Here is a 24,000-nt window from a genome sequence, read left to right as displayed (position 1 = left end):
CTTCAATCCTCTTATTTTTTAACCTTTTGGGGACGTTGATAATTTGCTTTTGAAATTTGTTGCGCACGTTCAAAGGAGAGACTTTGTTCGGCTACATCTTTCGTAATCACAGAACCCGCACCAACTGTTGCGCCATTCCCAATGGTCACCGGAGCAACCAGCGAGCTATTAGAACCGATAAAAACGGCATCGCCAATAGTGGTTTTGTGTTTATTTGCACCGTCGTAATTACAAGTAATTGTACCTGCCCCAATATTTGATTCAGCACCGATTTCTGCATCACCTAAATAGGTGAAATGGTTAGCTTTACTACCTAGTCCAATCGATGTGTTTTTAACTTCAACAAAGTTACCAATATGCACTTCATTTGCCAATTTAGCCCCTGGGCGTAAGCGTGCAAATGGTCCAATCTGAGCATTTTCGCCTACAACTGCGCCATCAAAAACGCTATAGGCTTGAACTTTAGTGCCTGCTGCAATTTTGGTGTTCTTTAAAATACAGCCAGCGCCGATTTCTACAAAATCACCAAGCTCACATTCACCTTCAATAATAACATTGATGTCAATACGAACGTCTTGTCCAACTTTTACAGAGCCACGTAAGTCAAAGCGTGCAGGATCAAAGAACATTACACCTTGCTGCATTAGCTTTTTGACTTGTTCTTGCTGGAACTGGCGTTCTAAAGCTGCAAGTTGTAAGCGGTCATTAACGCCTTCAACTTCAAAAGCAAGCTCTGGTTCAACAGAGGCAACTTCTAAGCCATCTGCAATTGCCATCGCAACGATGTCAGTTAGGTAATATTCGCCCTGTGCATTTTCATTTGAAAGTTTAGGCAACCACTCATGAAGTTTTGCGTTGCTAACACAGTAAATGCCTGTATTAAATTCTTTAATTTGGCGTTGTGCTTCGTTTGCATCTTTATGTTCAACAATGGCTTGAATTTTGCCATCTTGACGCACAATACGGCCATAACCTGTAGCATCATCCACAGTGAGCGTAACTAAGCCAATTCCTGTCTGAGTCGATGCATCTAATAATTTTTGCAACGTATTTGCATTAATACATGGTACATCGCCTGATAAAATCAGTGAAACACCCTCTTTAGGGAGTACGGGTAAAGTCATTTGTACGGCATGACCTGTACCAAGTTGTTCAGCTTGCTCAACCCATTGAACATTTTCTTGGGCAAATGTTTGTTGTACGCGGTCACCACCATGACCATAAATAGTAATAATATTTTTAGCTTGTAATTGTTTTGCTGTTTGAATGACATGCCCTAATAGTGGGCGACCCGCTAAAGGTTGTAATACTTTAGGAAGCTGAGAACGCATACGCGTTCCTTTGCCAGCAGCAAGAATAATGACGGTAGTTGACATGAATAACTCTAATGATTAAGTCAAATGGATAATAATTAGTGTACAAAGAGCAGCCCATACACCGGCAATAATATCGTCAAGCATAATACCAAAACCACCATGCACTTGACGATCAATAACACGGATAGGCCAAGGTTTCCAAACATCGAAAATTCGAAATAATATGAAGCCGACGATCACCCACATCCAGTTCATTTGTTGTAAGTAAATGAGAGGAAGAAAGGTAATAGATTGCCCTGCAAATTCATCCCACACAATTCGACCATCATCGTGTACGTTTATAACTTTTGCAGTTTGACCACAGATATAAATCCCGACCAAGGACATGATAATCATCGCGATTAAGCTTAAGTTAAATCCAAGCGATAACCAGATCGGAACGAAGAGTAGGGCAAAGGCAGAGCCAAAAGTACCAGGGGCTTTAGGTGCGAGACCAGATCCGAAACCAACTCCACAGAAAACGATGCAGCGGTTGAACCAAGACATGTCTTTAAAATGAATCGGCGGCTTATGCAAAGTGTTGGTATCCATGAATTTGCAATGGGTAATCTGAACCCAAATGCTCAAAAGTTAGTTGTGTTTGCTCAACGATCTGTCCGATCATTGTAATCTTAATGTCTAGTTGTTTTTGCAAAAGTTTTTCATAATTTTGCGGTGTTATTGTAAAACATAATTCGTAGTCATCACCACCAGCTAGCGCATATTGCCAGCGCTGCTGTTCTGGTAGTTTTTCTAGCGTTGAATCAATCGGTAACTTTTCTAAAAGTAATCGAGCACCGACCTTTGAAGCTTTTAAAATATGGTCTAAATCTTGGGCTAATCCATCAGAAATATCAATCATGCTAGAAGCAAGACCCTTCAACTGTTGTCCTAGCTGACAACGTGGTGTTGGGTAGTCTAGTCGTTGTTGTAAGGGATGACCTAGGTGTTGTAAACCATAGGCTGCATCTCCAACTTGACCACTCACACAAACATAGTCACCGACTTTTGCGCCTGAACGTAACACAGCTTGTCCAGCTTCAATCCAGCCCATGGCCGTGACGGTAATGGTGAGATGTGGACCTTGGGTCGTATCTCCACCAATGAGAGCAACACCAAATTGATTACAGCAGTCATAGATTCCCTGACTGAATCCTTCCAGCCATTCATGGTCAATGGTAGGTAAGCTTAACGCAAGTAAAATACTATGAGGTTTAGCACCCATGGCAGCAATATCTGAAAGATTGACAGCCACACTTTTCCAGCCAATTGCATGGGGAGAGGTATCAAGAGGGAAGTGACGACCAGCAACTAGCGTATCTGCACAGATCACCAATTGTTGATTTTGGGGAGGGGTGATTAAGGCTGAGTCATCTCCAATACCTAAGGTGACATCTGTGTAAGATTGTCTGTTAAAGTATTGGTCAATAATAGAAAACTCAGCCATATCAACTTCAAACCTATTAGTTTGCTTGTTGTTTTTCAGCACTACGTAGTGTTGAACTTAAACGATCTAAAACGCCATTAATGTATTTATGGCTATCTGCTCCACCAAAGTGTTTGGCGAGTTCAATGGCTTCATCAAGAACTACACGATAAGGTACTTCTAAATGATCACGTAACTCGTAAGCACCTAAACGTAAGGTTGCGAGCTCTACACCATCAAGTGCATCAAGTTCACGGTCAAGTACCGGAATTAACAATGCATCAAGATCTTCGCGCTGTGCAATCACTTGCGTTAACAGTTCGTGATAGTAATTTAAGTCTACCTTGTGCATCGCATTTTCAGCACGGGTACGTGCTTCAATTTCATGTACAGGATTGTGACTCATTTGCCACTCATAAATACCTTGTACAGCAAAACGACGTGCTTTGCGTTTTGCTGCATAAGCGGCTTGCAGTGTTTGAGACATGCTTTAAATTGCCTTTAATAAATTAACCATTTCAATTGCAGTTAAAGCAGCTTCGCTACCTTTATTACCTGCTTTTGTACCTGAACGTTCGATGGCTTGCTCGATGCTATCAGTAGTTAATACACCATTGATGACAGGCAAGCTACTTTCTAACGCGACTACACCTAAACCTTTTGCACATTCACCAGCAACGAAGTCAAAGTGTGGTGTGCTACCACGAATAACTGCGCCAAGTGCGATGATTGCATCAAACTGGTTTGATGTAGCTAATTTTTTAGCAACAATCGGGAGTTCCCATGCGCCAGGAGCATGAATAACAGTAATGTTATCTTCATTTACACCATGACGTTTTAATGTGTCGATTGCACCATCCAATAAGTGTTCAACAACAAAACTGTTGAAACGACCCACTAAAATCGCATAACGACCTTCGCTTGCGAGATGTAATAAACCTTCAATACGGCGAATTGCCATAGCAACCTCGATTATTTCGTTGTGATTTGATCAGCAGTGACATATTCCACTACTTCTAAATTAAAGCCAGATAAAGCATTGAAACGTAATGGTGAGCTAAGAAGCTTCATTTTTTCAACACCTAAGTCACGCAAAATTTGAGCGCCTACACCAATGGTTTGATATTGATGTGAAAGTGCTGCATTGGATTTCACCGGTTTTGGCTTATTTAAATCATCCAACGCTGGTCCCAAGTCTTGCAAATGATCTTGCCCGATCCAGACTAAAACACCGCGATCACTCGCTGCAATTGTCTGTAGTGCACGGTCTAGATTCCACGCAGGTTCACCATCAGCCTTATTTAGCTTAAGCAAATCACGAATTGGACTGAAACCATGTACACGTACTGTTGTAACACCTTCTTTTGGCTCGCCTTTGACTAAAGCCAAATGGATGTCCGGATTACCAATCTCACGATAACGATAGAGTTCAAATGAACCATATTCTGTTTGAATGGTTTTTTGATCCAGACGTTCAACCGTTTGCTCATTGGTCATGCGATAGTGAATCAAGTCCGCAATTGTACCAATTTTTAAGCCATGCTTCTCGGCAAAAATTTCTAAATCTGCACGGCGTGCCATTGTGCCATCTTCATTGATGATTTCACAAATGACAGAAGCTGGTTCAAGACCTGCTAAGCGTGTTAAATCACAGCCCGCTTCAGTATGACCTGCACGATGTAGAACACCGCCTGGTTGTGCCATTAACGGGAAAATATGGCCCGGTTGTACAATATCACTTGGCTTTGCATGCGCTGCGACAGCAGCTTGAATTGTATGTGCACGCTCTGCTGCTGAAATACCAGTCGTAATACCTTCAGCGGCTTCGATTGATAAGGTAAAGTTTGTACTATGCTGAGCACCGTTTTGGTCAACCATCAACGGAAGGTTTAACTGCTTACAGCGCTCACGGCTTAACGTTAAGCAAACTAGACCACGTGCATGGGTAATCATGAAGTTAATATCTTCAGGACGAACATGCGTTGCTGCAATAACAAGATCACCTTCATTTTCGCGATCTTCGTCATCCATCAAGATAACCATTTTGCCTGCACGAATATCGGCGACAAGATCTTCAACACGACTCAGCGGCATTCGCTTTCACCTTTTTTTGTCGTAAGACAATTTCTATTTAATAAATTTTGCATAGTTTACGCTGTTTAGAGAATTTTGCCTATGATTCTGATTTATCCAAATTTGCAACGAGATAGAATAGATCCAGCTTTATTTATACAAATAAATCATAAGAAAATGGAACAATTTAAAATAAAAACGATGAATTTAAATAAAAAAACCTAGCCAAAAGGCTAGGTTCTGATATGCGCACTTACTTTTTATGAGGCTGCACTGCTTGGACTATCATTTTGTGGGATTGATTTTTTCCCCATCAAAATCTCAGTCCGGATATTTTGAGCAAGTTCAGCACACTCTGCATTCATGCCATTGATCATAAAGGCATGACGAGTCATGACATTACTTGGGTTTGGCATTGCAACAAGTTGATAGCTGTCTTGAATTGCCTTGAGTTGATCATTCTCAAGATATAACGCAGATTCTTTCGCATGAAGATGCTGTGCTAAACGTTGAGCAGCTTCTTTCGCATCAATTTGCATCGCTTCCACAGCATTACAAGTTGCACTACGCGTTTGCAAAGCAAAGCGTTTATCTTCGCGGTAACGTTTATATAAAACGTCAGAGAGTAATTGGAATACGGTTCCCACCATAAGCAGACACTCTACAGCGTGAGTATGCGAAGTTGAAATCGCAAGTGTAGCGCCATCAGCATTAAATTCATTTACGACTTCAATGTCCGCTAACTTTAACTGGTAATGCTTAACGCATAACTCAATACTCTTGTTTAAAAAGAGCTGACAGAGTTTAAAGTACGGAACAGATACCGATTGGTTGACACTGCTTAATAACTGTTTAGGGTCATAAAACTGAATATTGAGTGCCAACATATGTTGGTCAGCTGAATCTGTAGTTTTCTCTGGTTGTGGACGAGCCGCTGGTTTACCTTTCGCTTGTTGTTGGGCTTGAGCAACCAACGTTACTGTATTTTGTTTTTCTAAAGCCAATGCTTGAGTTAACTGCTGAATTTCATGTTTTAAGCGGTTTTCTTCGTTAATACGTGCCAAATATTCGCTACGGGTTGGGCGAGCAATGGCGCGATAGGCAAGCCATAATAAAACATGCAAAAACAGAGAAGCTAAGATTGCCAGCCATTGAGTGCGGAGAATTTCCCCAATACTTGGCTGAATAAGCGTAATCTCGATAGAACCTACTTTCTTTTCATTTTGCAGCGCATCGCGAGCAAAAATCTCACCTTGGCGAGTTTTCGAAATTCCGCTCGTTGCCAACACTTGTTTATTGGCATCAAGAATGCGAATAGACGCAACGCTTGGATTGGTCGCATAGCGATTGGCAATCAGAGCTAAAGATACCGTATTTGCCGGTTCTAGCTCAGATAAGCTGTCTGCAACGAGCTGACTGGTCATGAGCTGACCTTGACTCGCACGGTTTTCATTGAGCTGGTGTGTCGTTGCAATCACCAATAAAAAGGTATGCAATGCAAAACTAACGATCAGTAGGCTAGCAAATAGCCCTTGTCTAGGCGCAATCAAGTTAAACTTCCAAGGCAATTATATTGAAATTCGATTATGATTCTTACAATAGTTGTCACTCAGACTAGAGTCAATTCATGCGAGAAATCATTCTTATATCCTTTTTAGGACCAGACCAACCAAACCAGTTTACCCGATTAATGCAAGTACTATCCGTACATTCATTGCAAATACTGGATGTAGGTCAGGCTGTTATTCATAATCAACTCACATTGGGCATTGTAGTCGCGTCAGATAATGAAACTGCGACCGCATTGGCAATGAAAGAAATTCTGATTTTAGCACATGATATTGGCTTAACAGTGCGCTTTAAACCAATCACAGGCGCAGAATACGATCAATGGGTAGGTGAAGGCGGTCGTACTCGTTATATCGTCACGGCTTTGGCACCTGAACTCACTGCTGCCCACTTACAAGCAGTTACACAAATTGTGTCTAGCCAAGGCTTTAACATTGAAACTGTTACCCGATTATCAGGCCGTGTCGACTTTGAAAAGGATAGCGCATTTCCACGTCGTGCATGTGTACAGTTTGGTTTAAGTAGTGGTCCAACTTTAGATGCACAAGCCATGCGTGCAGCATGTTTACGTCTTTCAAGTGAATTAAACATTGATGTTGCTGTTCAAGAAGACAACGCTTATCGACGTAACCGTCGTTTAGTTTGTTTTGATATGGACTCAACATTAATTGAACAAGAAGTTATTGATGAGTTGGCGATTGAAGCAGGGGTAGGCGCACAAGTTGCTGAAATCACTGAAAGAGCAATGCAAGGCGAACTCGATTTCCAGCAAAGCTTCCGTGCTCGTGTTGCATTATTAAAAGGGCTGGATGGTGCTGTTTTACCTAAAATTGCAGAGCGTTTAACCATTACTGAAGGTGCAGAACGTCTCATTTCAACATTAAAGGCGCTAGGCTATAAAACAGCAATTTTATCTGGTGGATTCCAATATTTTGCTGAATATCTACAAGGCAAACTTGGTATTGATGAAGTTCATGCCAACATTTTAGATGTGCAAGATGGCTTTGTAACAGGTGAGGTTAAAGGTGCGATTGTTGATGGCGCGCGTAAAGCTGAGCTATTACGCGAACTTGCGAATAAAATGGGCATTTCTTTAGAGCAAGCCATGGCGGTAGGAGATGGTGCAAACGATCTACCTATGCTTGCGATTGCGGGCTTAGGTGTTGCTTATCGCGCTAAACCTTTAGTTCGTCAAAATGCAAATCAGGCTATTTCAAGTGTTGGTTTGGATGGTGTGCTGTATTTGCTGGGCATGCATGACAAAGATTTAAACCGTGCTTAACCTATAGGGCTAAGCTTTAAGCGCTACTTCAGAGTAGCGCTTTTTTTATGCAGAATAGTTATAAAATCAAGGGTGTTATGCTCAAATCGTGCACAGAAAAAAGGCAATAAAAAAATCTGAAAAAAACTTATTTTGGTCCTTAAAAACAGCATATTTTTTTGTAATGACACGCCAGAATTGATGCCATATAGGGAATCGAACTTTTTTAATTTTACAAAAATGTAATGACAAAAGAATGTTGCGACAAAGTGTGTCGCATTAAGAAATAACGGGTCTTTTTTTCTAAAAAAAAACATCCATAATGCATCCTAAGCTTCAACACAAATTATGAATTAAAGTTGTTTTTGGAATGAGGTCGGGTTTTTAAGACCGAATCTTTTTAGACGTTTTCATTAAGACGGAGGTTTCTATGGTAACAGCGAATTTTGCCGCTATCGCCGGATTCAGCTTGATCGCTGTCGCGCTTGTTGCTGTTTTCTTTTCTCCTTACCGTCGTTGGCTTGGTTTTATGCTTGCAGGGATGTTCTTTTGGGGGCTATTGGAAGTGGTCCGTTTTGGAGTTCAAGTCACTTTTGAAATGCCAGTCACATATAGTTATTTAACTGCACTAAGTCTAGCGATGGTAATGGTTACATTTGTTTTGTTACGTGAGGATAAACAGGCACAAAAGGCTTTGGCAAATCGCCAATATATAGAACACACGCCAGTATATGAAGATGATCAGCAGCAATGTTCTAGCCGATAATTAAATTGTTATCTAACGGTAAAGAGGTATGCACAGCATGCCTTTTTTATTTACGAAACGTGATTTTTATTATACAAAGCATTTATTAAAAAATAGCCAGTTATGCTACGATAGATGCGTCTGTTGACGTTTCATCTAGATTGCGTTGCCAGCTAAAAATTATCAGTTGATGCACAAAACACAAGCAATGGTATGTCCTTGTTGAGTTTTGCTCTAAAGTTTTCATAAAAATACAATAGGCGTGAATGTTCATGAAACTTTCTTCTATACCTGTAGTCAAGTTACCTCTCGTTGATGTCAGTACAGACCCGTTAGATTTATTGGTAGCAGGTTTAGTGCTGCGTATGAAGCAATTGGCACGTACTAGCCCTAAGTTTATTGAATTGATTCATGACCGCGCATTCCGTATTCAGATCGGTACGGACTTAGGTGTTGCACGTCAGATCATTATTAATAATGGACAGATCGATACTGTTGCAGGTGCACCTGAAAAAGCTGACTTTATCTTGCAGTTTGCAGATAGCGAACAGGGTGTAAAAACTTTAATTAAAGGTGACCCAACTGCATTTATGACAGGCATGCAAAACGGCAGCATTAAGATGGAAGGTGACTTCAGCCTATTGGTTTGGTTTAACCAAGTGGCTAGACTCATTCCACCTAAGTTGCCAAAACCAGTTAAAGATAAAGTACGTCAGGCACGTGCTTTTATTAAAGAGAAAACTGGTCGTTAATCGCCAGATATAAAAAAACTCCCATTCGGGAGTTTTTTTATATCTACGCTTCGACTTCCAAGTTAAACGTAACTGGACCATCATTAATGAGATGAACCTTCATATCGGCTGCAAAAATGCCGGTTTGAACTTTTTCAAATTGTGAATGGGCATATTCAACCAGCTGTTCATATAACGCTTTGGCATCTGCTGGTGGCATGGCTGGACCAAAATCTGGACGTAAACCTTTTTGGGTTTGAGCCATCAGGGTAAATTGTGAAACAAGCAGGATTCCACCATTTGCTTGAGAGACATTCCAGCCCATTTTGCCCTGTTCGTCATCAAAGATACGATATTTCAAAATCTTATCAATAAGCTTTTGGCCAATCGCTAAAGTGTCATCTCGGCCGATGCCTAAAAAAACCAATAAGCCTTGTTGGATTTCACCGGTAGTCTCACCGTCAACCACCACTTTAGCTTCAAGAACTCGTTGTATTAAAGCACGCATAGTTAAAGCAAATTTCTGCAATTGATTGAATTGGCTTAGTTTAGCAGAAATTAAATTAAATGATTTTTAAAAGGAAATTTCACGGAGCTGCAACAATGGTCTAAAAGCTCGCAATTCATTTATAAAAATATGCTTTAATGCTAAGAAGCAAGCGAATAATCACTGACTATGTCTCCAATTATCCATTCTTTACTAGATACAGACTTGTACAAATTTACGATGTTACAGGTGGTTTTGCATAAATTTCCGCAAACTCATAGCGTCTATCATTTCCGCTGTAGAAATTTAGAAGATACTGTCTATCCACTAGTAGATATTTTGGATGATTTAAATCAGCAACTCGACTATTTATGTAGCCTTAAATATAAAGAAGACGAGCTTCAATATTTGCGTAAATTACGCTTTATCAAAAGTGACTTTGTTGATTATTTGGAACTATTTCAACTGAAAAGGCGCTTTATTCAGGCCAGTATTGATGCGGAAGGTCGTTTGGATATTCGTATTGAAGGTCCGATGGTCCAAGCCATGATGTTTGAAATTTTTGTATTGGCAATTGTAAATGAACTTTATTTTAGCCGTATTAAAAACGATGAAGTATGGGCTGAAGGCGAGCGCCGTTTACAAGCCAAGCTTGAACTGGTTCAGCAATATGAAAAAACTCAAAAACCGAATGACCCACCATTTTTAGTCTCTGATTTTGGTACACGTCGCCGTTATAGCTTCGTATGGCAAAAGCATGTTGTGGCAGCTTTTCATAAAACGGTGCCAAATGTATTCCGTGGTACAAGTAATGTGTTACTTGCTAAAGAGTTAAACATTACGCCAATTGGAACCATGGCCCATGAATTCCTACAGGCTTTTCAGGCACTTGATGTCCGTCTACGTGATTTTCAGAAAGCTGCTTTAGAAACGTGGGTACAAGAATACCGTGGAGATTTAGGAATTGCTTTGACTGACGTTGTTGGTATGGATGCGTTCCTCAGAGATTTTGACTTGTATTTTGCCAAACTATTTGATGGCTTACGCCATGACAGCGGTGATCCTTACGAATGGGGCGATAAGGCCTATGCCCACTACCGTAAATTAAAAATTGATACCAAAACCAAAATGCTGACTTTTAGCGATGGTCTTAATTTGCCAAAAGCATGGGAATTACATCAATACTTTAAAGATCGTTTTCAGGTCAGTTTTGGTATTGGAACCAATTTGACCAATGACATGGGACAAAAACCACTCAATATTGTATTGAAATTGGTTGAATGTAATGGTCAATCAGTTGCGAAAATTTCTGATAGTCCTGGTAAAACCATGACTGATAACGATACTTTCTTGGCCTATTTACGTCAGGTTTTTGAAATCGAAGAACTTGAAGAAGTGGTTTAAGTAAAAAGTAGTCTCACTATTTTGTATTTTTAAAAGTAAGAATGCTGATATCTGATTTTCTGCTAAAGAGTTGCAGAAAATCAGAGTTTGATAGATATATGCTTATGCTAATATGAAATTAAGCTGGTATAAAAAGAAACCATGACGATGACACTCCCGGATTTTAAACTCGATTTATTAATAGAAGCAGAAGAATTAGTGCCTTATCTAGGCAATGAATATATTCGCATTGTAGATTTGAGCCGTGCTTCTGTGTATGAGCAACTTCATATTCCGCATGCTATTCACTTACAACCTAAATGGTTAGTGTCTCAACACGAAGAAGCCACTGGTATTTTGCCAGATGAAGCAGGTTTGCAAGCACTGATTGAAAAATTGAATATTTCACCTAATCATCATGTTGTGGTCTATGACGATGAAGGCGGAGCATGGGCTGGACGTTTAATCTGGAATTTGCATTGCTTAGGATTTACGCGCACTAGTTTAATTAATGGTGGTATCCATGCATGGTTAGGAGCAGGGTTACCCACAACGGCAGAAGTCGAAGTAGTTTCTCTTGTTGCAGACTTAATTCTGATTGATTTATCGCATGCTGCTCAGTTCCGTGTGAACTATGAAGAACTACGCAAACAAGTTGAACAAGAAAATGTTCAATTGTGGGATTGCCGGACAAGTGATGAATATAGTGGGATCCGTTTAGCAGCGCGACGCGGCGGTCACATTCCAAATGCCCTCCATTTTGAATGGAGTACTGCACTTAATCGACAAAATCATCTAAAATTGCATCCGCTTGAACGCACGCGGCAGCGCCTTGAACAATTAGGGTTTGATTTACAACAACCTGTAGTTGTGTACTGCCAGTCACATCACCGTTCCGGTTTAGCCTATATTTTGGCTAGACTCTTGGGCTGGGAAGCAAAAGCCTATGATGGTGCGTGGAGTGAATGGGGCAATCGCCTCGATAGTCCTATTATTACTGGAGAATCACCGTCGTGAGTTTCACATCTCGATTAAAAAAAGAATTATTTATTAAGGCACAAAATCTTGTTCCGCAGCATCAGCTGAGTCGTGTGGTAGGTAAAGTTGCTGCGAGTGAAAATCCAGTTGTAAAAACTGCTGTTATTCAAGCTTTTAAAACCAAATATGGGATTGATTTGTCGATTGCTGAACAAGGCAATGCACTGAAATATAAATCTTTTAATGACTTTTTTACTCGTGCTTTAAAAGATGGTGTTCGTCTGGTTGACGAAAATGCAGATAGCATTGTGTCACCTGCTGATGGTGCTATTTCCCAGATTGGTAAAATTACTGCGGGTGAAGTATTTCAAGCAAAAGGCCAAAGCTTCTCTGTAGAGAAACTCATTGGCGACCCACAACTTGCTCAGCCATTTCAAGAAGGCGAGTTCGCGACAGTCTATCTATCTCCACGCGATTACCACCGTGTACATATGCCGTTTGCAGGTACATTAACTGAAACTTTGTATGTACCGGGTGAGCTATTTTCGGTAAATCAAGTGACTGCTGAAAATGTACCGGGACTATTTGCCCGTAATGAACGCATGGTGTGTTTGTTTGATACTGAACTTGGCCGTATGGCTGTTGTTTTAGTAGGTGCCATGATTGTTGCAGGCATTGAAACTGTTGCAACAGGTAAAGTGAAACCTTCAGGTCGTATCGAATTACAGCATCATCAGTTAAAGCTAGAAAAAGGTGCCGAGCTTGGACGTTTTTATTTAGGTTCTACTGCCGTTATTTTATTTGAAAAAGATAAGATCGAGTGGGAACAACGTTTTAAAGCTGAGTCTGTAGTTGTAATGGGCGAGCGCATGGGACATACGGTTTAGTAAGCGATATAATCCTTATAAAACAAGTAAACCCTGAGTTTAATTATTCAGGGTTTATTTTTTGATTTAAATTATATAAAAGCAAAATATATAACTATGTCTGGATTTATATTATATGGAAATATAATTATTATTAAGTGATCTGAAATAGGACGTTATATTAACTAGCCTATAAATATGTGTCTAAAGAGAGCAAAAATATTAATATGATTGAAAATTAATAAATAAAAAAGAAAGAAATATTTAAGTTAGACTTAAGTCGTAATTTTAATTCTATTTGAAGATAAGTTGTTAAAACTAAAAAAATTATTTAATTTTATAAATATGATGTGCTTTTTAGATATTGCACAGCCTTTAGCCTTGGCACAATGCTTGCTAACTATTCAGGACCTTACTGTAATTTTCATATTTTTTAGGTTCTGAAATCATGTTAAAAGTTAAACGCCTGACAGCTTCGGTTTTATCTGTACTTTGTATTTCACTCAGCCATGCCAATGATTTTAAAGTTTTAAATCAAATTTCAAAACAGCCTACTCAACTTCAAAGTGGCGAATATAAAGGTAATTATTACGTTCCATCTACTTTAAATACCATTACATGGGGTTATTTACCGAATCGGGATGCCAAACCCGTCCTTACCGTTCCGTCGGGTAGTGTTGTGACATTTGATACGGTTTCTCATGAAGGTTTGCTTGAAGACCAAGGGCGTAATGCTGAAAAGTTCTTTCAATCGAAAGGTGTAAAATCTAATGAAATTTTGGAAGATGCAAAAATAATTACGCAGTCAAATTTAAAGCATGATTTTCATAAAGATGGGCCACATATTGTGACAGGTCCTGTTGCAATTGAAGGCGCACAGCCCGGTGATATTTTGAAAGTTGAAGTACTTAAAGTTGAGCCGCGTGTACCTTACGGTGTTATTTCAAATCGACATGGTAAAGGTGCTTTAGTGGGGGAATTTCCAAAAAAAGCAAAGCAAGAAAATGCATCGGCTGAACATCCTGAACGCTATGGAAATGTCTCAATTTTCACACCAATTGAAAAAAATGCTAAAGGTGAGTACGAAGGTGTATTAAAAACAGAATCGGGTAAATCAATACGTTTCCCGCTTTACCCTTTTATGGGAATCATGGGGGTAGCAGCCAATACTTCTGAGCCTGTTCACTCCGTACCCCCTGCAATGTATGGTGGAAATATTGATATTAATGAACTAGGTGCAGGTTCAACAGCCTATTATCCTGTTCAGGTCAAAGGCGCATTATTCTATACGGGTGATAGCCATTTCGCGCAAGGGGATGGTGAAGTAGCATTAACTGCACTCGAAGCTTCAGCACGTGCAACACTAAAATTTACCTTGCTCAAAGCAGGTAAAGATAAAATACCGGGCAAAGAGCTAAAACAACCTTTAGCTGAAAATGCTGAGTTTTGGATTACGCCTGGACTTGATGAAGATCTAGATGAAGCCATGAAAAAGTCTACACGTGAAGCCATTCGTTTCTTAAATCAAGAATACGGTATTGATGAAGCAACAGCGTATGCGTATTTAAGTGCTGCAACTGATTTTGAAGTTTCACAAGTTGTAGATAAAACCAAAGGTATTCATGCAAAAATCAGAAAAGCTGATTTTAAAGAGTTTGAGAGTAAATAATTAAGTGAACTAAGCTTGGTATCTAAAATATTAAATACCAAGTTAAATTCATTTCAACTATTAATAAGTTTTATATATTTTATAATTGAGTATAATAAATATCACACATATTTATTAGTATAAAATCTAATGCACTCACTTTCGAATGCTCTACTTTATATTGCTGCATTATTAACATTCTGTGCCGCATTACTTCATTTTGTTTGTGTGTTCTGGGGGGCAAATGGTTTTCGGTTTTTAGGAGCTGGAAAAAGTATTGTTCAAATGGTAGAAAGAGGACATTGGTATCCTAATTTTACAGCTATAGCTGTCGGTTTAATCCTGACTGTATGTTCTATTTATGCTTTTCTTGCAGCAAAGGGAATACAGATATTACCTTTTACTAAACTTATTTTGTCGCTTGTTGCAGTTATATTTCTTATCCGTGGTCTGGCTTTTCCGTGGTTAAAGTCAAAATTTGTCGGAAATAGTGATTTATTTTGGTATATCAGTTCTGCCTTCTGTTTAATATTGGGCACTTTATACGCCGTAGGCGTATATTTAATTTGAAATAAATTATTCTAGGTGAACTAGAGTAAATAATTTTAAAAAATAAAAGGGAGCTAAGCTCCCTTTTAAATTATTTAGTCCAACCATATTTTTTGAAAATAGCATTACCTTGCTGAGACGATAAGAACTCTACAAAACGTTTAGCTTCAGCGTCTTTTAAACTATGTTTGGTTAAGGCAACACCTGTATCACGATAGATAACTAGCTCTGGTTCGATAGGGATAATTTGCCCAACATTTGGGTTACTAATTCCCCAAATATTAAAAACTAACCAAGCATCATAGCTACTATTTTCTTCCCAGTTTTTCTTGGCAATACCTGTGTTGGCTGCATACATGGCAATATTTTTTCGGAAAGATTTGGTTAATTCAATATTCCCAGTTCTACCCGCAATATCCTCCCACATACCTACCTGACCTGCGCCATGCGTAACTAAAACCTTAATGTTGGATTTAGCGAGGTCTTTAAAACCTTTAATATTTTTAGGATTTCCTTTGCGTACTAAAATGGCTGCGGGGCGTAAATATAAAGGTTCCACCGAGTCTTTTATAATTTGTTCAGAAAAAGCATTTTCAAAATCAGACATCATGGCTTCTGAACCACTATATATAACATCGGCATCTAGTTTCGCTTTGTCAGACCATTGAGAAGTAGGCCCAGACGTTACATGGACAGCTATGCCAGTTTTATTGGTGAATTGTTTGGCCGCTTCTTTCATGGCAGGTGCAGGCCCACCAGGACCATATACCTGAATGTCTGCAAAGCTATAAATCGGTAGAGAACAGAGAGTAAGGTAAATCAGGTACTGTATAAATTTATATTGTTTTGACATTTTAATCGCTATAGTAATTAAGAAAATATCAGCATATATTTTTTATTATTTAAACAGGATTAATTTTTGCAACCATATTTATAATACATTTTTTTAAAATATGTTTTAATTAGATTTTAAGTGACTGTATAAATGTAAATTATTTTGAAGTAAATATAACTATAGAAGTTTTTATGGTAATTTATATTTTATAAATTGATTATTTGAATAGATATATTGTAAATAATAGAGGAGTAATCCCTTGATTAGAAAAAGTAATTCTTTTTTTAAAATTTTATTTAGCAGTGTTTGTTTGGTGTCTGGTTCTGCTATGGCTGCTCCCATTACAGATTTGGGTAAGCAAATTGTGAGCGACAAACCGGGTTCAATACTGTCTCTAGAACAGCAAGCCGTGACGAATTTATTTCCTCATGCAGATCAGCGCTTGTTGGTAAATTATCGTAGTCGAGGTATTCAGGGCGAACCTATTGTTGCATCGGCTTTTATTTTATTACCCAAAGGAATACCTCCAAAAAATGGCTGGCCTATACTCGCTTGGGCACATGGCACGACTGGAGTTGCTGATACCTGCGCGCCTTCAGGTGATTATGTGGGTGGACCAGTTCATGCATATCAAGAAGTTGCTTCCAAAGCTTTAGATAGTTGGCTTGCGCGTGGCTATGCAGTTGTCGCACCTGATTATCAGGGTTTAGGTACATTAGGTGCGCATCCCTATATGAATGCAAAGAGCCAACTGCATACGGTGGTCGATGCAGTACGTGCATTACACGTGCTTAAGCCCAATAGCTTTAATAAACAGTGGTTGGTGATGGGGCATAGCCAAGGCGGGGCTGCGGCAATTGCAGTGTCTGCTTATGGTCAAAAAGATGCGCCTGAACTAGATTTAAAAGGAGCAATCGCTCTTGCTCCGGGTGGCTATCAATATGAAGATATTGCAGAATATGTGCAGAGTCATCCAAACCCAGAACCTAGCGTAGCTGCTTTCTTCCCGATTGTGCTATTAGGAGCACAAGCAGCAGAGCCGAGCATAGTTCCTGAGAATTTAGTCAGTCCAGAAATGAACGCGGTGCTGACCCAAGCGCGCAGCCGCTGTTTATCTGAACTTCAAACTGATTTAAAAAAATCTCCATCTAGCATATTTCGACCTGATGCCAATTTAAAACCCCTCTTGGCTTATCTAAAACAACAGTCGATTGAAAATATGGTACCTACCGTACCGTTAATGATTGTTCAGGGTTCTAAAGATCATTTAGTCGACCCGAGAGGGACATTTGCTTATTATCAGCAGCTATGTAAATTAAAAAAACCAACGGTATATCAAACGATTGATGGTGGAGATCATCGTGATGCACTACGCCAGAGCAATACTTTTGCTACTCACTTTTTAAATGTAATAGAGAAAAACCAAAGTAAGTCCTATTGCTCGACTTCTAAGTAAATTGGTTTAAATGCTAAAAAAGCCGACTTTTCATAAGTCGGCTTTTTATATTTGAAGGGGTGACTTTAGGTCAGGTTATACAGTCTTTCTTTAGGGAAAACTGCGTTAAAATCAGCCTTCATATTCACGTCCATTTTTGCGCCATTTTCCATCAGCACCTTTGTACCAGTCTGGGGCTACAGCTGGGCCTCGTGCTCCTGAGCCTTCTCGTGACTCATCTATAGAATCAATTTTATCAATGTACACCGTATCTTCCCGGCCTTCATAAACTCTGCTGCGCAACAGTATTGTACGGTGCTTCCAATCAATACTTTTAAGTTCTCCTTGTTCGCAACGTGCATTTATTGAACCACCAAAATGTCCCCAAACCATTAAATACTTGCCCATAGGGATGCGTCTTAATTGATCATCAATAGTTTCTATATAAGGTTCTTCTTCGATTGGCTCAAGTGACTCAATTTTATCAAAAGAGATTAGTCCAATTGATTCACCTTCTATGAATACACGAATTGATACAAGAATAGTCTGTTGATCTTTATCAATATGAAGAACTTTTACTTTTAATGATTCTCCACTTTTTAAACCGAGAATAAAGCAATCAGTTATTTCTACATTATTCGATATTATTTCTACAGGGTTAATAGTCATTTAAGCCTCGCTTAATTATTATGTTAGCTGTTCTTATGGATTAAGTTTTTGTAGCGAGTTAATAATACTAATTTTATTTAAAAATGAAAGTGGTTTTTAAGACTGTTAAATAATTAGTTTAAATGGTGTTTTTTATTTTTAACCATTTTTAAATTATCAATGACATTGATTATATATATTGTATAAATTGAGTGGTTTTATTTTTTTAAAGTACAGTTAGTATATCTATTTCATAAATTCTAATCTATGAAATAGATATGAGAGAAAAAGAAGATTTATTAAATAACTTATATAGGCTAATTATAAATAGGATTTGATTTTATCAGTGACAAAAAATTAAAATCATGTCCATAATAACTTATATATACAAAATGGCTAAGTATCTTTCACTGCGTCTATTTAATATCCACCCTTTGTGTGAAATGAATACTTTTTAAGCCATGTTATATAGTCTTTCTTTAGGAAAAACCACTGTAAAAGTTGAACCTTCATTTTCTTTAGATTGCACATCTAAATAAGCGCCATGTTGCATCAATACATGCTTCACAATGGCCAAACCTAAACCTGTACCACCTGTTTGACGACTACGGTCGCTGTCAACACGATAGAAGCGTTCAGTTAGACGTGGCAAATGTTTGGGGTTAATCCCAATGCCTGTGTCTTGTACACTAAAGTAGGCATGTTCACCGTCGTCATGCCAGCCAATAGTAATCGTTCCACCTTTTGGCGTGTATTTGATGGCATTGGTAATTAAGTTACTAAACGCGCTGGCGATTTCCATGTCAGAACCAATCAGGTCACAGTGACTATCAATATGTAAATTGAGTGTATGTCCATAATCGGCATTGTAGGCCTGAGCATCATCAAACAGTTGATTCATTAAACTCGGCATTTCAATAATCTGATTTTTTGCAATTTTCTTATTATTTTCTAAATTCGATAATAGCAGTAAATCATTCACCAAAGCATTCATACGTTTGGTTTGTGACTGCATCTGATCAAACGCACGTTTCCAACGTGGACTAATATCTTCTTGATCGGTAAATGTCTCGATATAACCACTAAGTACAGTTAATGGTGTACGAAGTTCATGAGAAATATTATCTACAAAGTCTTTACGCATTTGCTCAAGGTTGTGCATACGAGTAACGTCGTAAGCCACCAATAAACGACTTTCTCCACCAAATCGTGTGAGCTTAACCTGCACATATCGGTCATCGTCAAAACTTGACTGTAATTTAATACCATCGGGTGCCTGATCAATATTGTTAAAATATTCAATAAAGGTCGGCTGGCGTAAAATCGTTAATAAATTTCGACCACGGTCGAGAGGACTGATACCCAACAAACGTTCAGCAGCAGGGTTCCACCATTCAATTTTATGTTGGTCATCAATGAGGACAACAGCTTCGGCAAGCGCCACTAAAGAAGACTGAGCACGATCAATTAAACCGACCATTTCTGCTTGAACGATTCGTTCCTGACGCTGGGCACGATAAACATTAAACAATAACGCTCCCCAAATCCCATTTAGGTTTGGAGGAACGTCATAAGGTTTATTTGCAATCCAGTCATTGACCAGATAAAGCGAACGCAACTGGAGTGTAAAAAACACCACAAAGGCGATAAAAATACAGCTCCAGAAATACCCAAGGCCTAAACCGACTAAACCGGCAATAATTATAAAAAATAATAAAAGCCGTAAATCTTGTTTGGCAAACGTCCATAAACTACTGTAGCGGGAAAGCTTTTGTTCACGTACCTGTTCGGGGACGGGGTAGGGTTCATACATAAATCTTGGTTAACCTGCGGCTAAATCTGCACGTGTTGAGAAGCGGTAGCCAGTTCCACGCACGGTCTGAACAAATCGGTCAACACCAAAAGGTTCTAAAACTTTACGCAAACGACGGATGTGCACATCGATAGTTCGATCTTCGATATATACATTACCGCCCCAGACCTGATCGAGCAACTGGGCACGTGTATATGCACGCTCTGGATGGGTCATAAAAAACGCAAGTAAGCGATATTCAGTTGGGCCCATATCTAAAATACTGTCGCCAAAGCTTACACGTTGGCTCACAGGATCAAGAATTAAACCATTGGCGTCAATCATTTTTTCGCCACTTAATGCATTTGCACGACGCAGAACTGCTTTAATACGTGAAACCAGTTCACGTGTTGAGAAAGGCTTCGTCATGTAATCATCTGCGCCAGCATCAAGACCTTGTACTTTGTGGTCTTCTTCTCCGCGAGCGGTAAGCATAATTACTGGAATTTCTGCTAAGTTCTCATCACGTTTTAAGCGGCGACATAAATCGACACCACTTACGCCTCCAGGTAACATCCAATCGAGCAAGATAAGCGCCGGACGTTGGTCGACGATAATTTGATGAGCCTGTTTGGCATCTTCTGCCTGCAAACATTGAAAGCCTGCCATGTCCAAAGAAGTATGGATCATTTCACGAATAGGAAGCTCATCATCGACAATTAAAATATAGTCATCTTTCACAGCGCAATATCCTATAGATTTAACGGTGAACCGTTTTGTAGTTATGACAGGCTTATTACAAAGATTAATTATGACAATTTCATTGCAGAAAAGTCTATAAAATTGAATTTAGCAATAATTTGTGACAAAAGTAAGGCAAAGGTGTGACCGAATGATGACATGAAAGCTTAAATATTCTTAAAATCATTCAATAAGTTATCACCTTCAACGCTTAACGGGTTTTGCACATTTTAGAGTGTCAAAAAACTTTAATATTATTTTGAAACCTTGGCCAATAAAGATAAGAAAACAATGCGGCATGCGGTTAAAACCTGTTCAAGAGACTGCTCAAAGCCTCCCATGACCCATCGAATTGCAATTTGAGTGACATATCCATTTAAGCCTGTTGCGATTAAAGAGAGCTCATTTTCATGGTGTTGAATTTGCGGCATGGTCAACATAACAAAGGCCTGAATCATTCGATCAAACTGTGCAAGAGTTTCTTGAATGGTGGCCTGATTATGTAATTCTTGTACCAAAACTGCGTCAACATAGATAATGCGAGCTAATCTCGGGTCGTCTTTTAATGTCGTCAGCAGTGCCCTTAAACCAGCATCGACCATTTTTTCTGGATCTGGTGTCGCTTTAATGACAGCTTGCATCAGGTTTTGCTGCAATTCTTCAATCATTTTTAAAAAGATGGTTTGAAATAAATCTTCACTCTTCTTAAATGATTCATAGAAATAGCGTTCTGTGAGTTTTGCTTCTTGGCAGACATCTTTGACCGTCACGGAAAAAAAGCCGAGTGTTCCATAGGTCGCAATACCAGCTTCAATCAGTTTTTCTCGGCGTGCCTCTTTACGTTCAGATAGAGATAACCCTTTGAACTGACGTTCTTTACTCACAGTTTTTGTTTTCTTTTTACTGGTTGAGTCGTTAGTCGCCATAAATAAGTCGTTTCCTAAAGATTGGTTTCCTAATTTATAGGTTTTGGCCAAATATGCTCACTATGATAAAGCTCTCAGCAGAATTGTGCCATTCTATCTGAAATTACAGTGTACTATATTGACAATGGATATTGTCAAAATTATATTAAAGATGTCTAAGCTGCACATGCAATGAACCGATTGTGCAAATATCGAAAAACAAAGGATGGACAATGAAAAATTTTAAAAACAAAGTCGCTGCAATTACGGGCGCAGGTTCTGGCATTGGGCAACAACTCTCAATTCTTTTGGCAAAACAGGGCTGCCATCTTTCATTGAGTGATATTAATGAGAAGGGATTACAGCAAACCGTTGAACTTTTAAAACCGTATAGCACGATTACTGTGACGACCAAAAAGCTTGATGTTTCTGACCGTGAAGCGGTAAAGCAGTGGGCCCAAGAAACTGTTCAAGATCATGGGTCAGTTAACCTGATTTTCAACAACGCTGGCGTTGCATTAGGCTCTACTGTTGAAGGTGCGACCTACGAAGATTTAGAGTGGATCGTTGGGATTAACTTCTGGGGTGTAGTGTACGGAACGAAAGAGTTCTTACCGTTCATTAAGCAAACGCAAGATGGCCATATTATTAATATTTCAAGCCTATTTGGTTTAACCGCTCAACCGACTCAATCTGCTTATAACGCGACTAAATTTGCTGTGCGTGGTTTTACCGAGTCATTGCGCCAAGAGTTAGATATTGAAAAAAGTGGCGTAAGCTCTTTGTGTGTACATCCGGGTGGAATCCGCACCAATATTGCTAAATCTGCAAAAATGAGTGATAGCTTAAATAGTTTGGGTATGGACCCGACTAAATCGATTCAAAATTTTGACAAGTTATTACGTACTCCACCTGAGGAAGCGGCTAGTCAAATTTTACAAGCAGTATTAAAAAATAAACGTCGTTTATTGATTGGTAGTGATGCAAAAATTCTTGATGTATTCCAGCGTTTGTTCCCAACTGGATATCAACGTGCTTCTACCATTGTGACTAAGTTAATGAAATAATTTCAAAGTCAAAAAAAGCCATCAAATGATGGCTTTTTTTATAAGAATTTATTGGTTCTAAATAAGAACTTTGATCTTCTTTTTCTTCCAGATAAATTGGTAATAGAGCCCTTGAATAATACATAAACTCACAAATGCCAAGGCATAGGCAACCCAGATCCCTTTAAGCCCCCACATTGAGCTAAACCAGTAAGCACATGGAATTTCAATAAACAAAATAGCGGAAATATTAAGTAGCATTGGGACTGTCACAGTTCCACTGGCACGCATGATCGATGCAAAAATGGCACCCGCACCAAAGAATAAAATTGCCCAAAGTACAATAAATAAAAGTTGTTGGCCCAGTACCACCACGGTTGGGTCGGTAATGAATAAAGCCATTAAATATTTTGAAAATAGATAGCCAAGTGCAATTAAAGTACCCGTAAATAAAAAGTTCATGCCTAAGGCAGTACGAGTCACACGAGATAACAAGTCAGATTTACCCGCACCAATCGCTTGTGCTGCAAAAATTGAAGCTGCAATTGAGATTGATAAGGCAGGGAACTGGATGTAATTGAGCACCTGATTTACCGCACCATATGCTGCTGTGGCATGTGAACCATAATGGTTAACCAACCCAACAATAACCAAGCCAGCCATTGAGGTGGTAATCATTTGAATGCCGGTTGGGACGCCTAAGCGCAAAATGATTTTGCTCAGTTCTGGATTATGACGGATATGTTGCAGAAGCTGACGATTCGGCCGAAGTGGATGATTTTTCTTATTTAGATAAATCGCAAGAAAAATCAAAATAGCCACATAACCCGTGATCGTTGCAATTGCTGGAGCAATAATTCCCAGAGCTGGTAAGCCAAAATAACCTTTAAGCAATATCGGGGTAATCACTAAGCCAATAACGCTAGTTAAAGCCAATGCAAGTAAAGGTGTAGTACTGTCGCCTACACCACGTAAAATTGAGGTATAAATAATATAAACAAACAGAAGTGGGCTACCCGCCAGCATCCATTGCACATAAGGCAAAGCAAGATGCATTACCTTGGGGTCAGTGCCTAATAACTCTAAAATATCGTGGGCAAAAAACACACCAATAATCGCGGTAATTACTCCACCAATCAGTGTCATAAAGAGGGTAGAACCCACCACACTTTGGACTTTCTCTATATTTTGTGCGCCCCATGCTTGCCCTACTAAAACAGTCGTACCTGTTGAAATCCCGATAATAAAAGCGAGTAGCAAAAATAAAATAGGGAAAAAAACAGAGACGGCAGCAATTGCATCTACCCCCATCATTTGACCAACAAAGATTGTGTTAATAGTTCCGGACAAGTTCTGCAAAATATTGGTTGCAATTAAGGGCAGCAAGAAAACAAAAAATGTTTTCCATAGATTTTGCTGATGAATTAAAGACTGTCTTGGTGGCATGCATTCTCCATCGCCCATCTCTTTGATGAGCGGGGCAGATATCCAACTTAGCATAGTTAGAGCAAATGGCTTGTAGTGTTT

General features: G+C 39.1%; 23 protein-coding genes and 1 pseudogene. 10 read left to right on the top strand and 14 right to left on the bottom strand.

What is annotated here, in order from left to right:
- Window positions 1-11: 11 nt before the first annotated feature.
- From glmU to HL290_RS13075, 7 genes are all read right to left on the bottom strand, one after another.
- A complete protein-coding gene (gene glmU, locus HL290_RS13105) occupies window positions 12-1,376 on the bottom strand; it encodes a bifunctional UDP-N-acetylglucosamine diphosphorylase/glucosamine-1-phosphate N-acetyltransferase GlmU (protein WP_005300484.1) in 1,365 nt (454 codons plus the stop codon).
- A 15-nt stretch (window positions 1,377-1,391) separates the two neighbouring features.
- Window positions 1,392-1,907, bottom strand: coding sequence for a phosphatidylglycerophosphatase A (locus tag HL290_RS13100; protein ID WP_005044357.1), 516 nt, complete (start codon window positions 1,905-1,907; stop codon window positions 1,392-1,394).
- Window positions 1,885-2,802, bottom strand: coding sequence for a thiamine-phosphate kinase (gene thiL, locus HL290_RS13095; RefSeq protein WP_198496695.1), 918 nt, complete (start codon window positions 2,800-2,802; stop codon window positions 1,885-1,887). The genes HL290_RS13100 and thiL overlap by 23 nt, the downstream gene beginning before the upstream one ends.
- A 16-nt stretch (window positions 2,803-2,818) precedes the next feature.
- Window positions 2,819-3,268 (bottom strand): transcription antitermination factor NusB, encoded by a 450-nt coding sequence (gene nusB, locus HL290_RS13090; RefSeq protein WP_092709163.1) that lies wholly within the window; start codon window positions 3,266-3,268, stop codon window positions 2,819-2,821.
- A gap of 3 nt (window positions 3,269-3,271) precedes the next feature.
- The gene (gene ribE / locus HL290_RS13085; RefSeq protein ID WP_002119264.1) at window positions 3,272-3,742 is read right to left on the bottom strand and encodes a 6,7-dimethyl-8-ribityllumazine synthase; all 471 of its coding nucleotides are present in this window, start codon (window positions 3,740-3,742) and stop codon (window positions 3,272-3,274) included.
- A gap of 11 nt (window positions 3,743-3,753) precedes the next feature.
- A complete protein-coding gene (gene ribBA / locus HL290_RS13080) occupies window positions 3,754-4,875 on the bottom strand; it encodes a bifunctional 3,4-dihydroxy-2-butanone-4-phosphate synthase/GTP cyclohydrolase II (protein ID WP_003654193.1) in 1,122 nt (373 codons plus the stop codon).
- A gap of 239 nt (window positions 4,876-5,114) precedes the next feature.
- Window positions 5,115-6,422 (bottom strand): hypothetical protein, encoded by a 1,308-nt coding sequence (locus HL290_RS13075; RefSeq protein ID WP_151827397.1) that lies wholly within the window; start codon window positions 6,420-6,422, stop codon window positions 5,115-5,117.
- A 59-nt stretch (window positions 6,423-6,481) separates the two neighbouring features.
- On the opposite strand from HL290_RS13075, the gene serB reads away from it, so the two are divergent.
- The 3 genes from serB to HL290_RS13060 all read left to right on the top strand — a co-directional run bounded on the left by serB (window position 6,482) and on the right by HL290_RS13060 (window position 9,181).
- Window positions 6,482-7,705 (top strand): phosphoserine phosphatase SerB, encoded by a 1,224-nt coding sequence (gene serB, locus HL290_RS13070; RefSeq protein WP_198496694.1) that lies wholly within the window; start codon window positions 6,482-6,484, stop codon window positions 7,703-7,705.
- Between the two features lie 409 nt (window positions 7,706-8,114).
- Window positions 8,115-8,450, top strand: coding sequence for a ciprofloxacin tolerance protein AciT (gene aciT / locus HL290_RS13065; RefSeq protein WP_004704819.1), 336 nt, complete (start codon window positions 8,115-8,117; stop codon window positions 8,448-8,450).
- Between the two features lie 251 nt (window positions 8,451-8,701).
- Entirely contained in the window at window positions 8,702-9,181 is a 480-nt protein-coding gene (locus HL290_RS13060) for a hypothetical protein (RefSeq protein WP_003654185.1), read from the top strand.
- A 43-nt stretch (window positions 9,182-9,224) separates the two neighbouring features.
- On the opposite strand, the gene dtd is transcribed toward HL290_RS13060, so the two are convergent.
- Entirely contained in the window at window positions 9,225-9,668 is a 444-nt protein-coding gene (gene dtd, locus HL290_RS13055) for a D-aminoacyl-tRNA deacylase (RefSeq protein WP_004640087.1), read from the bottom strand.
- Window positions 9,669-9,836: 168 nt separating this feature from the next.
- Between dtd and pncB the strand changes: the two genes are divergently transcribed.
- The 5 genes from pncB (at window position 9,837) to HL290_RS13030 (ending at window position 15,092) form a co-directional block, all read left to right on the top strand.
- Window positions 9,837-11,051, top strand: a complete 1,215-nt coding sequence (gene pncB, locus HL290_RS13050) for a nicotinate phosphoribosyltransferase (protein WP_004640085.1) — start codon at window positions 9,837-9,839, stop codon at window positions 11,049-11,051.
- Window positions 11,052-11,198: 147 nt separating this feature from the next.
- Entirely contained in the window at window positions 11,199-12,047 is an 849-nt protein-coding gene (locus tag HL290_RS13045; protein ID WP_198496693.1) for a sulfurtransferase, read from the top strand.
- Window positions 12,044-12,895 carry an archaetidylserine decarboxylase gene (asd, locus tag HL290_RS13040; RefSeq protein WP_004640081.1) on the top strand — a complete coding sequence of 284 codons (852 nt, stop codon included), beginning with the start codon at window positions 12,044-12,046 and terminating at the stop codon, window positions 12,893-12,895. The genes HL290_RS13045 and asd overlap by 4 nt, the downstream gene beginning before the upstream one ends.
- Before the next feature lie 427 nt (window positions 12,896-13,322).
- Entirely contained in the window at window positions 13,323-14,543 is a 1,221-nt protein-coding gene (locus HL290_RS13035; RefSeq protein WP_198496692.1) for an acetamidase/formamidase family protein, read from the top strand.
- Between the two features lie 129 nt (window positions 14,544-14,672).
- Window positions 14,673-15,092: a hypothetical protein gene (locus tag HL290_RS13030; protein ID WP_198496691.1), complete on the top strand. Its 420-nt coding sequence runs from the start codon at window positions 14,673-14,675 to the stop codon at window positions 15,090-15,092.
- A gap of 70 nt (window positions 15,093-15,162) precedes the next feature.
- Here HL290_RS13030 and HL290_RS13025 read toward each other — a convergent pair whose 3' ends face one another.
- Entirely contained in the window at window positions 15,163-15,924 is a 762-nt protein-coding gene (locus HL290_RS13025; RefSeq protein ID WP_198496690.1) for an AcfC family putative adhesin, read from the bottom strand.
- Between the two features lie 241 nt (window positions 15,925-16,165).
- Here HL290_RS13025 and HL290_RS13020 point away from each other — a divergent pair, with 241 nt between their 5' ends.
- The gene (locus HL290_RS13020; RefSeq protein WP_198496689.1) at window positions 16,166-17,362 is read left to right on the top strand and encodes an alpha/beta fold hydrolase; all 1,197 of its coding nucleotides are present in this window, start codon (window positions 16,166-16,168) and stop codon (window positions 17,360-17,362) included.
- A 65-nt stretch (window positions 17,363-17,427) separates the two neighbouring features.
- On the opposite strand, the pseudogene HL290_RS18875 reads toward HL290_RS13020, so the two are convergent.
- From HL290_RS18875 to HL290_RS13000, 4 genes and pseudogenes are all read right to left on the bottom strand, one after another.
- Window positions 17,428-17,520: pseudogene (locus HL290_RS18875) on the bottom strand (hypothetical protein); the annotation flags it as partial.
- A 923-nt stretch (window positions 17,521-18,443) separates the two neighbouring features.
- Window positions 18,444-19,802, bottom strand: a complete 1,359-nt coding sequence (phoR, locus tag HL290_RS13010; protein ID WP_003654168.1) for a phosphate regulon sensor histidine kinase PhoR — start codon at window positions 19,800-19,802, stop codon at window positions 18,444-18,446.
- A 9-nt stretch (window positions 19,803-19,811) separates the two neighbouring features.
- The gene (phoB, locus tag HL290_RS13005) at window positions 19,812-20,522 is read right to left on the bottom strand and encodes a phosphate regulon transcriptional regulator PhoB (RefSeq protein WP_003654166.1); all 711 of its coding nucleotides are present in this window, start codon (window positions 20,520-20,522) and stop codon (window positions 19,812-19,814) included.
- 254 nt (window positions 20,523-20,776) lie between these two features.
- Window positions 20,777-21,448, bottom strand: a complete 672-nt coding sequence (locus HL290_RS13000) for a TetR/AcrR family transcriptional regulator (protein WP_198496687.1) — start codon at window positions 21,446-21,448, stop codon at window positions 20,777-20,779.
- Window positions 21,449-21,660: 212 nt separating this feature from the next.
- On the opposite strand from HL290_RS13000, the gene HL290_RS12995 reads away from it, so the two are divergent.
- The gene (locus HL290_RS12995; protein WP_198496686.1) at window positions 21,661-22,494 is read left to right on the top strand and encodes an SDR family NAD(P)-dependent oxidoreductase; all 834 of its coding nucleotides are present in this window, start codon (window positions 21,661-21,663) and stop codon (window positions 22,492-22,494) included.
- Window positions 22,495-22,551: 57 nt separating this feature from the next.
- Here the strand turns inward: HL290_RS12995 and HL290_RS12990 are convergent, their stop codons facing one another.
- Window positions 22,552-23,919 carry an MATE family efflux transporter gene (locus HL290_RS12990; RefSeq protein ID WP_198496685.1) on the bottom strand — a complete coding sequence of 456 codons (1,368 nt, stop codon included), beginning with the start codon at window positions 23,917-23,919 and terminating at the stop codon, window positions 22,552-22,554.
- Window positions 23,920-24,000 lie beyond the last annotated feature (81 nt).

This window comes from Acinetobacter sp. AC1-2, assembly GCF_016124155.1.
Lineage (GTDB): Bacteria > Pseudomonadota > Gammaproteobacteria > Pseudomonadales > Moraxellaceae > Acinetobacter > Acinetobacter calcoaceticus.
The sequence above is the reverse complement of the archived record's forward strand: the minus strand, read 5'-3'. Positions and strand labels throughout refer to the sequence as shown.

Coding starts and splice junctions, on each gene's coding strand:
- serB (WP_198496694.1), top strand. CDS start 6,482: ATGCGAGAAATCATTCTTATATCCTTTTTAGGACCAGACCAACCAAAC.
- dtd (WP_004640087.1), bottom strand. CDS start 9,668: ATGCGTGCTTTAATACAACGAGTTCTTGAAGCTAAAGTGGTGGTTGAC.
- HL290_RS13000 (WP_198496687.1), bottom strand. CDS start 21,448: ATGGCGACTAACGACTCAACCAGTAAAAAGAAAACAAAAACTGTGAGT.
- thiL (WP_198496695.1), bottom strand. CDS start 2,802: ATGGCTGAGTTTTCTATTATTGACCAATACTTTAACAGACAATCTTAC.
- pncB (WP_004640085.1), top strand. CDS start 9,837: ATGTCTCCAATTATCCATTCTTTACTAGATACAGACTTGTACAAATTT.
- HL290_RS13025 (WP_198496690.1), bottom strand. CDS start 15,924: ATGTCAAAACAATATAAATTTATACAGTACCTGATTTACCTTACTCTC.
- ribE (WP_002119264.1), bottom strand. CDS start 3,742: ATGGCAATTCGCCGTATTGAAGGTTTATTACATCTCGCAAGCGAAGGT.
- aciT (WP_004704819.1), top strand. CDS start 8,115: ATGGTAACAGCGAATTTTGCCGCTATCGCCGGATTCAGCTTGATCGCT.
- HL290_RS13035 (WP_198496692.1), top strand. CDS start 13,323: ATGTTAAAAGTTAAACGCCTGACAGCTTCGGTTTTATCTGTACTTTGT.
- ribBA (WP_003654193.1), bottom strand. CDS start 4,875: ATGCCGCTGAGTCGTGTTGAAGATCTTGTCGCCGATATTCGTGCAGGC.
- HL290_RS12995 (WP_198496686.1), top strand. CDS start 21,661: ATGAAAAATTTTAAAAACAAAGTCGCTGCAATTACGGGCGCAGGTTCT.
- HL290_RS13100 (WP_005044357.1), bottom strand. CDS start 1,907: ATGGATACCAACACTTTGCATAAGCCGCCGATTCATTTTAAAGACATG.
- HL290_RS13030 (WP_198496691.1), top strand. CDS start 14,673: ATGCACTCACTTTCGAATGCTCTACTTTATATTGCTGCATTATTAACA.
- HL290_RS12990 (WP_198496685.1), bottom strand. CDS start 23,919: ATGCCACCAAGACAGTCTTTAATTCATCAGCAAAATCTATGGAAAACA.
- nusB (WP_092709163.1), bottom strand. CDS start 3,268: ATGTCTCAAACACTGCAAGCCGCTTATGCAGCAAAACGCAAAGCACGT.
- HL290_RS13045 (WP_198496693.1), top strand. CDS start 11,199: ATGACACTCCCGGATTTTAAACTCGATTTATTAATAGAAGCAGAAGAA.
- glmU (WP_005300484.1), bottom strand. CDS start 1,376: ATGTCAACTACCGTCATTATTCTTGCTGCTGGCAAAGGAACGCGTATG.
- phoR (WP_003654168.1), bottom strand. CDS start 19,802: ATGTATGAACCCTACCCCGTCCCCGAACAGGTACGTGAACAAAAGCTT.
- HL290_RS13060 (WP_003654185.1), top strand. CDS start 8,702: ATGAAACTTTCTTCTATACCTGTAGTCAAGTTACCTCTCGTTGATGTC.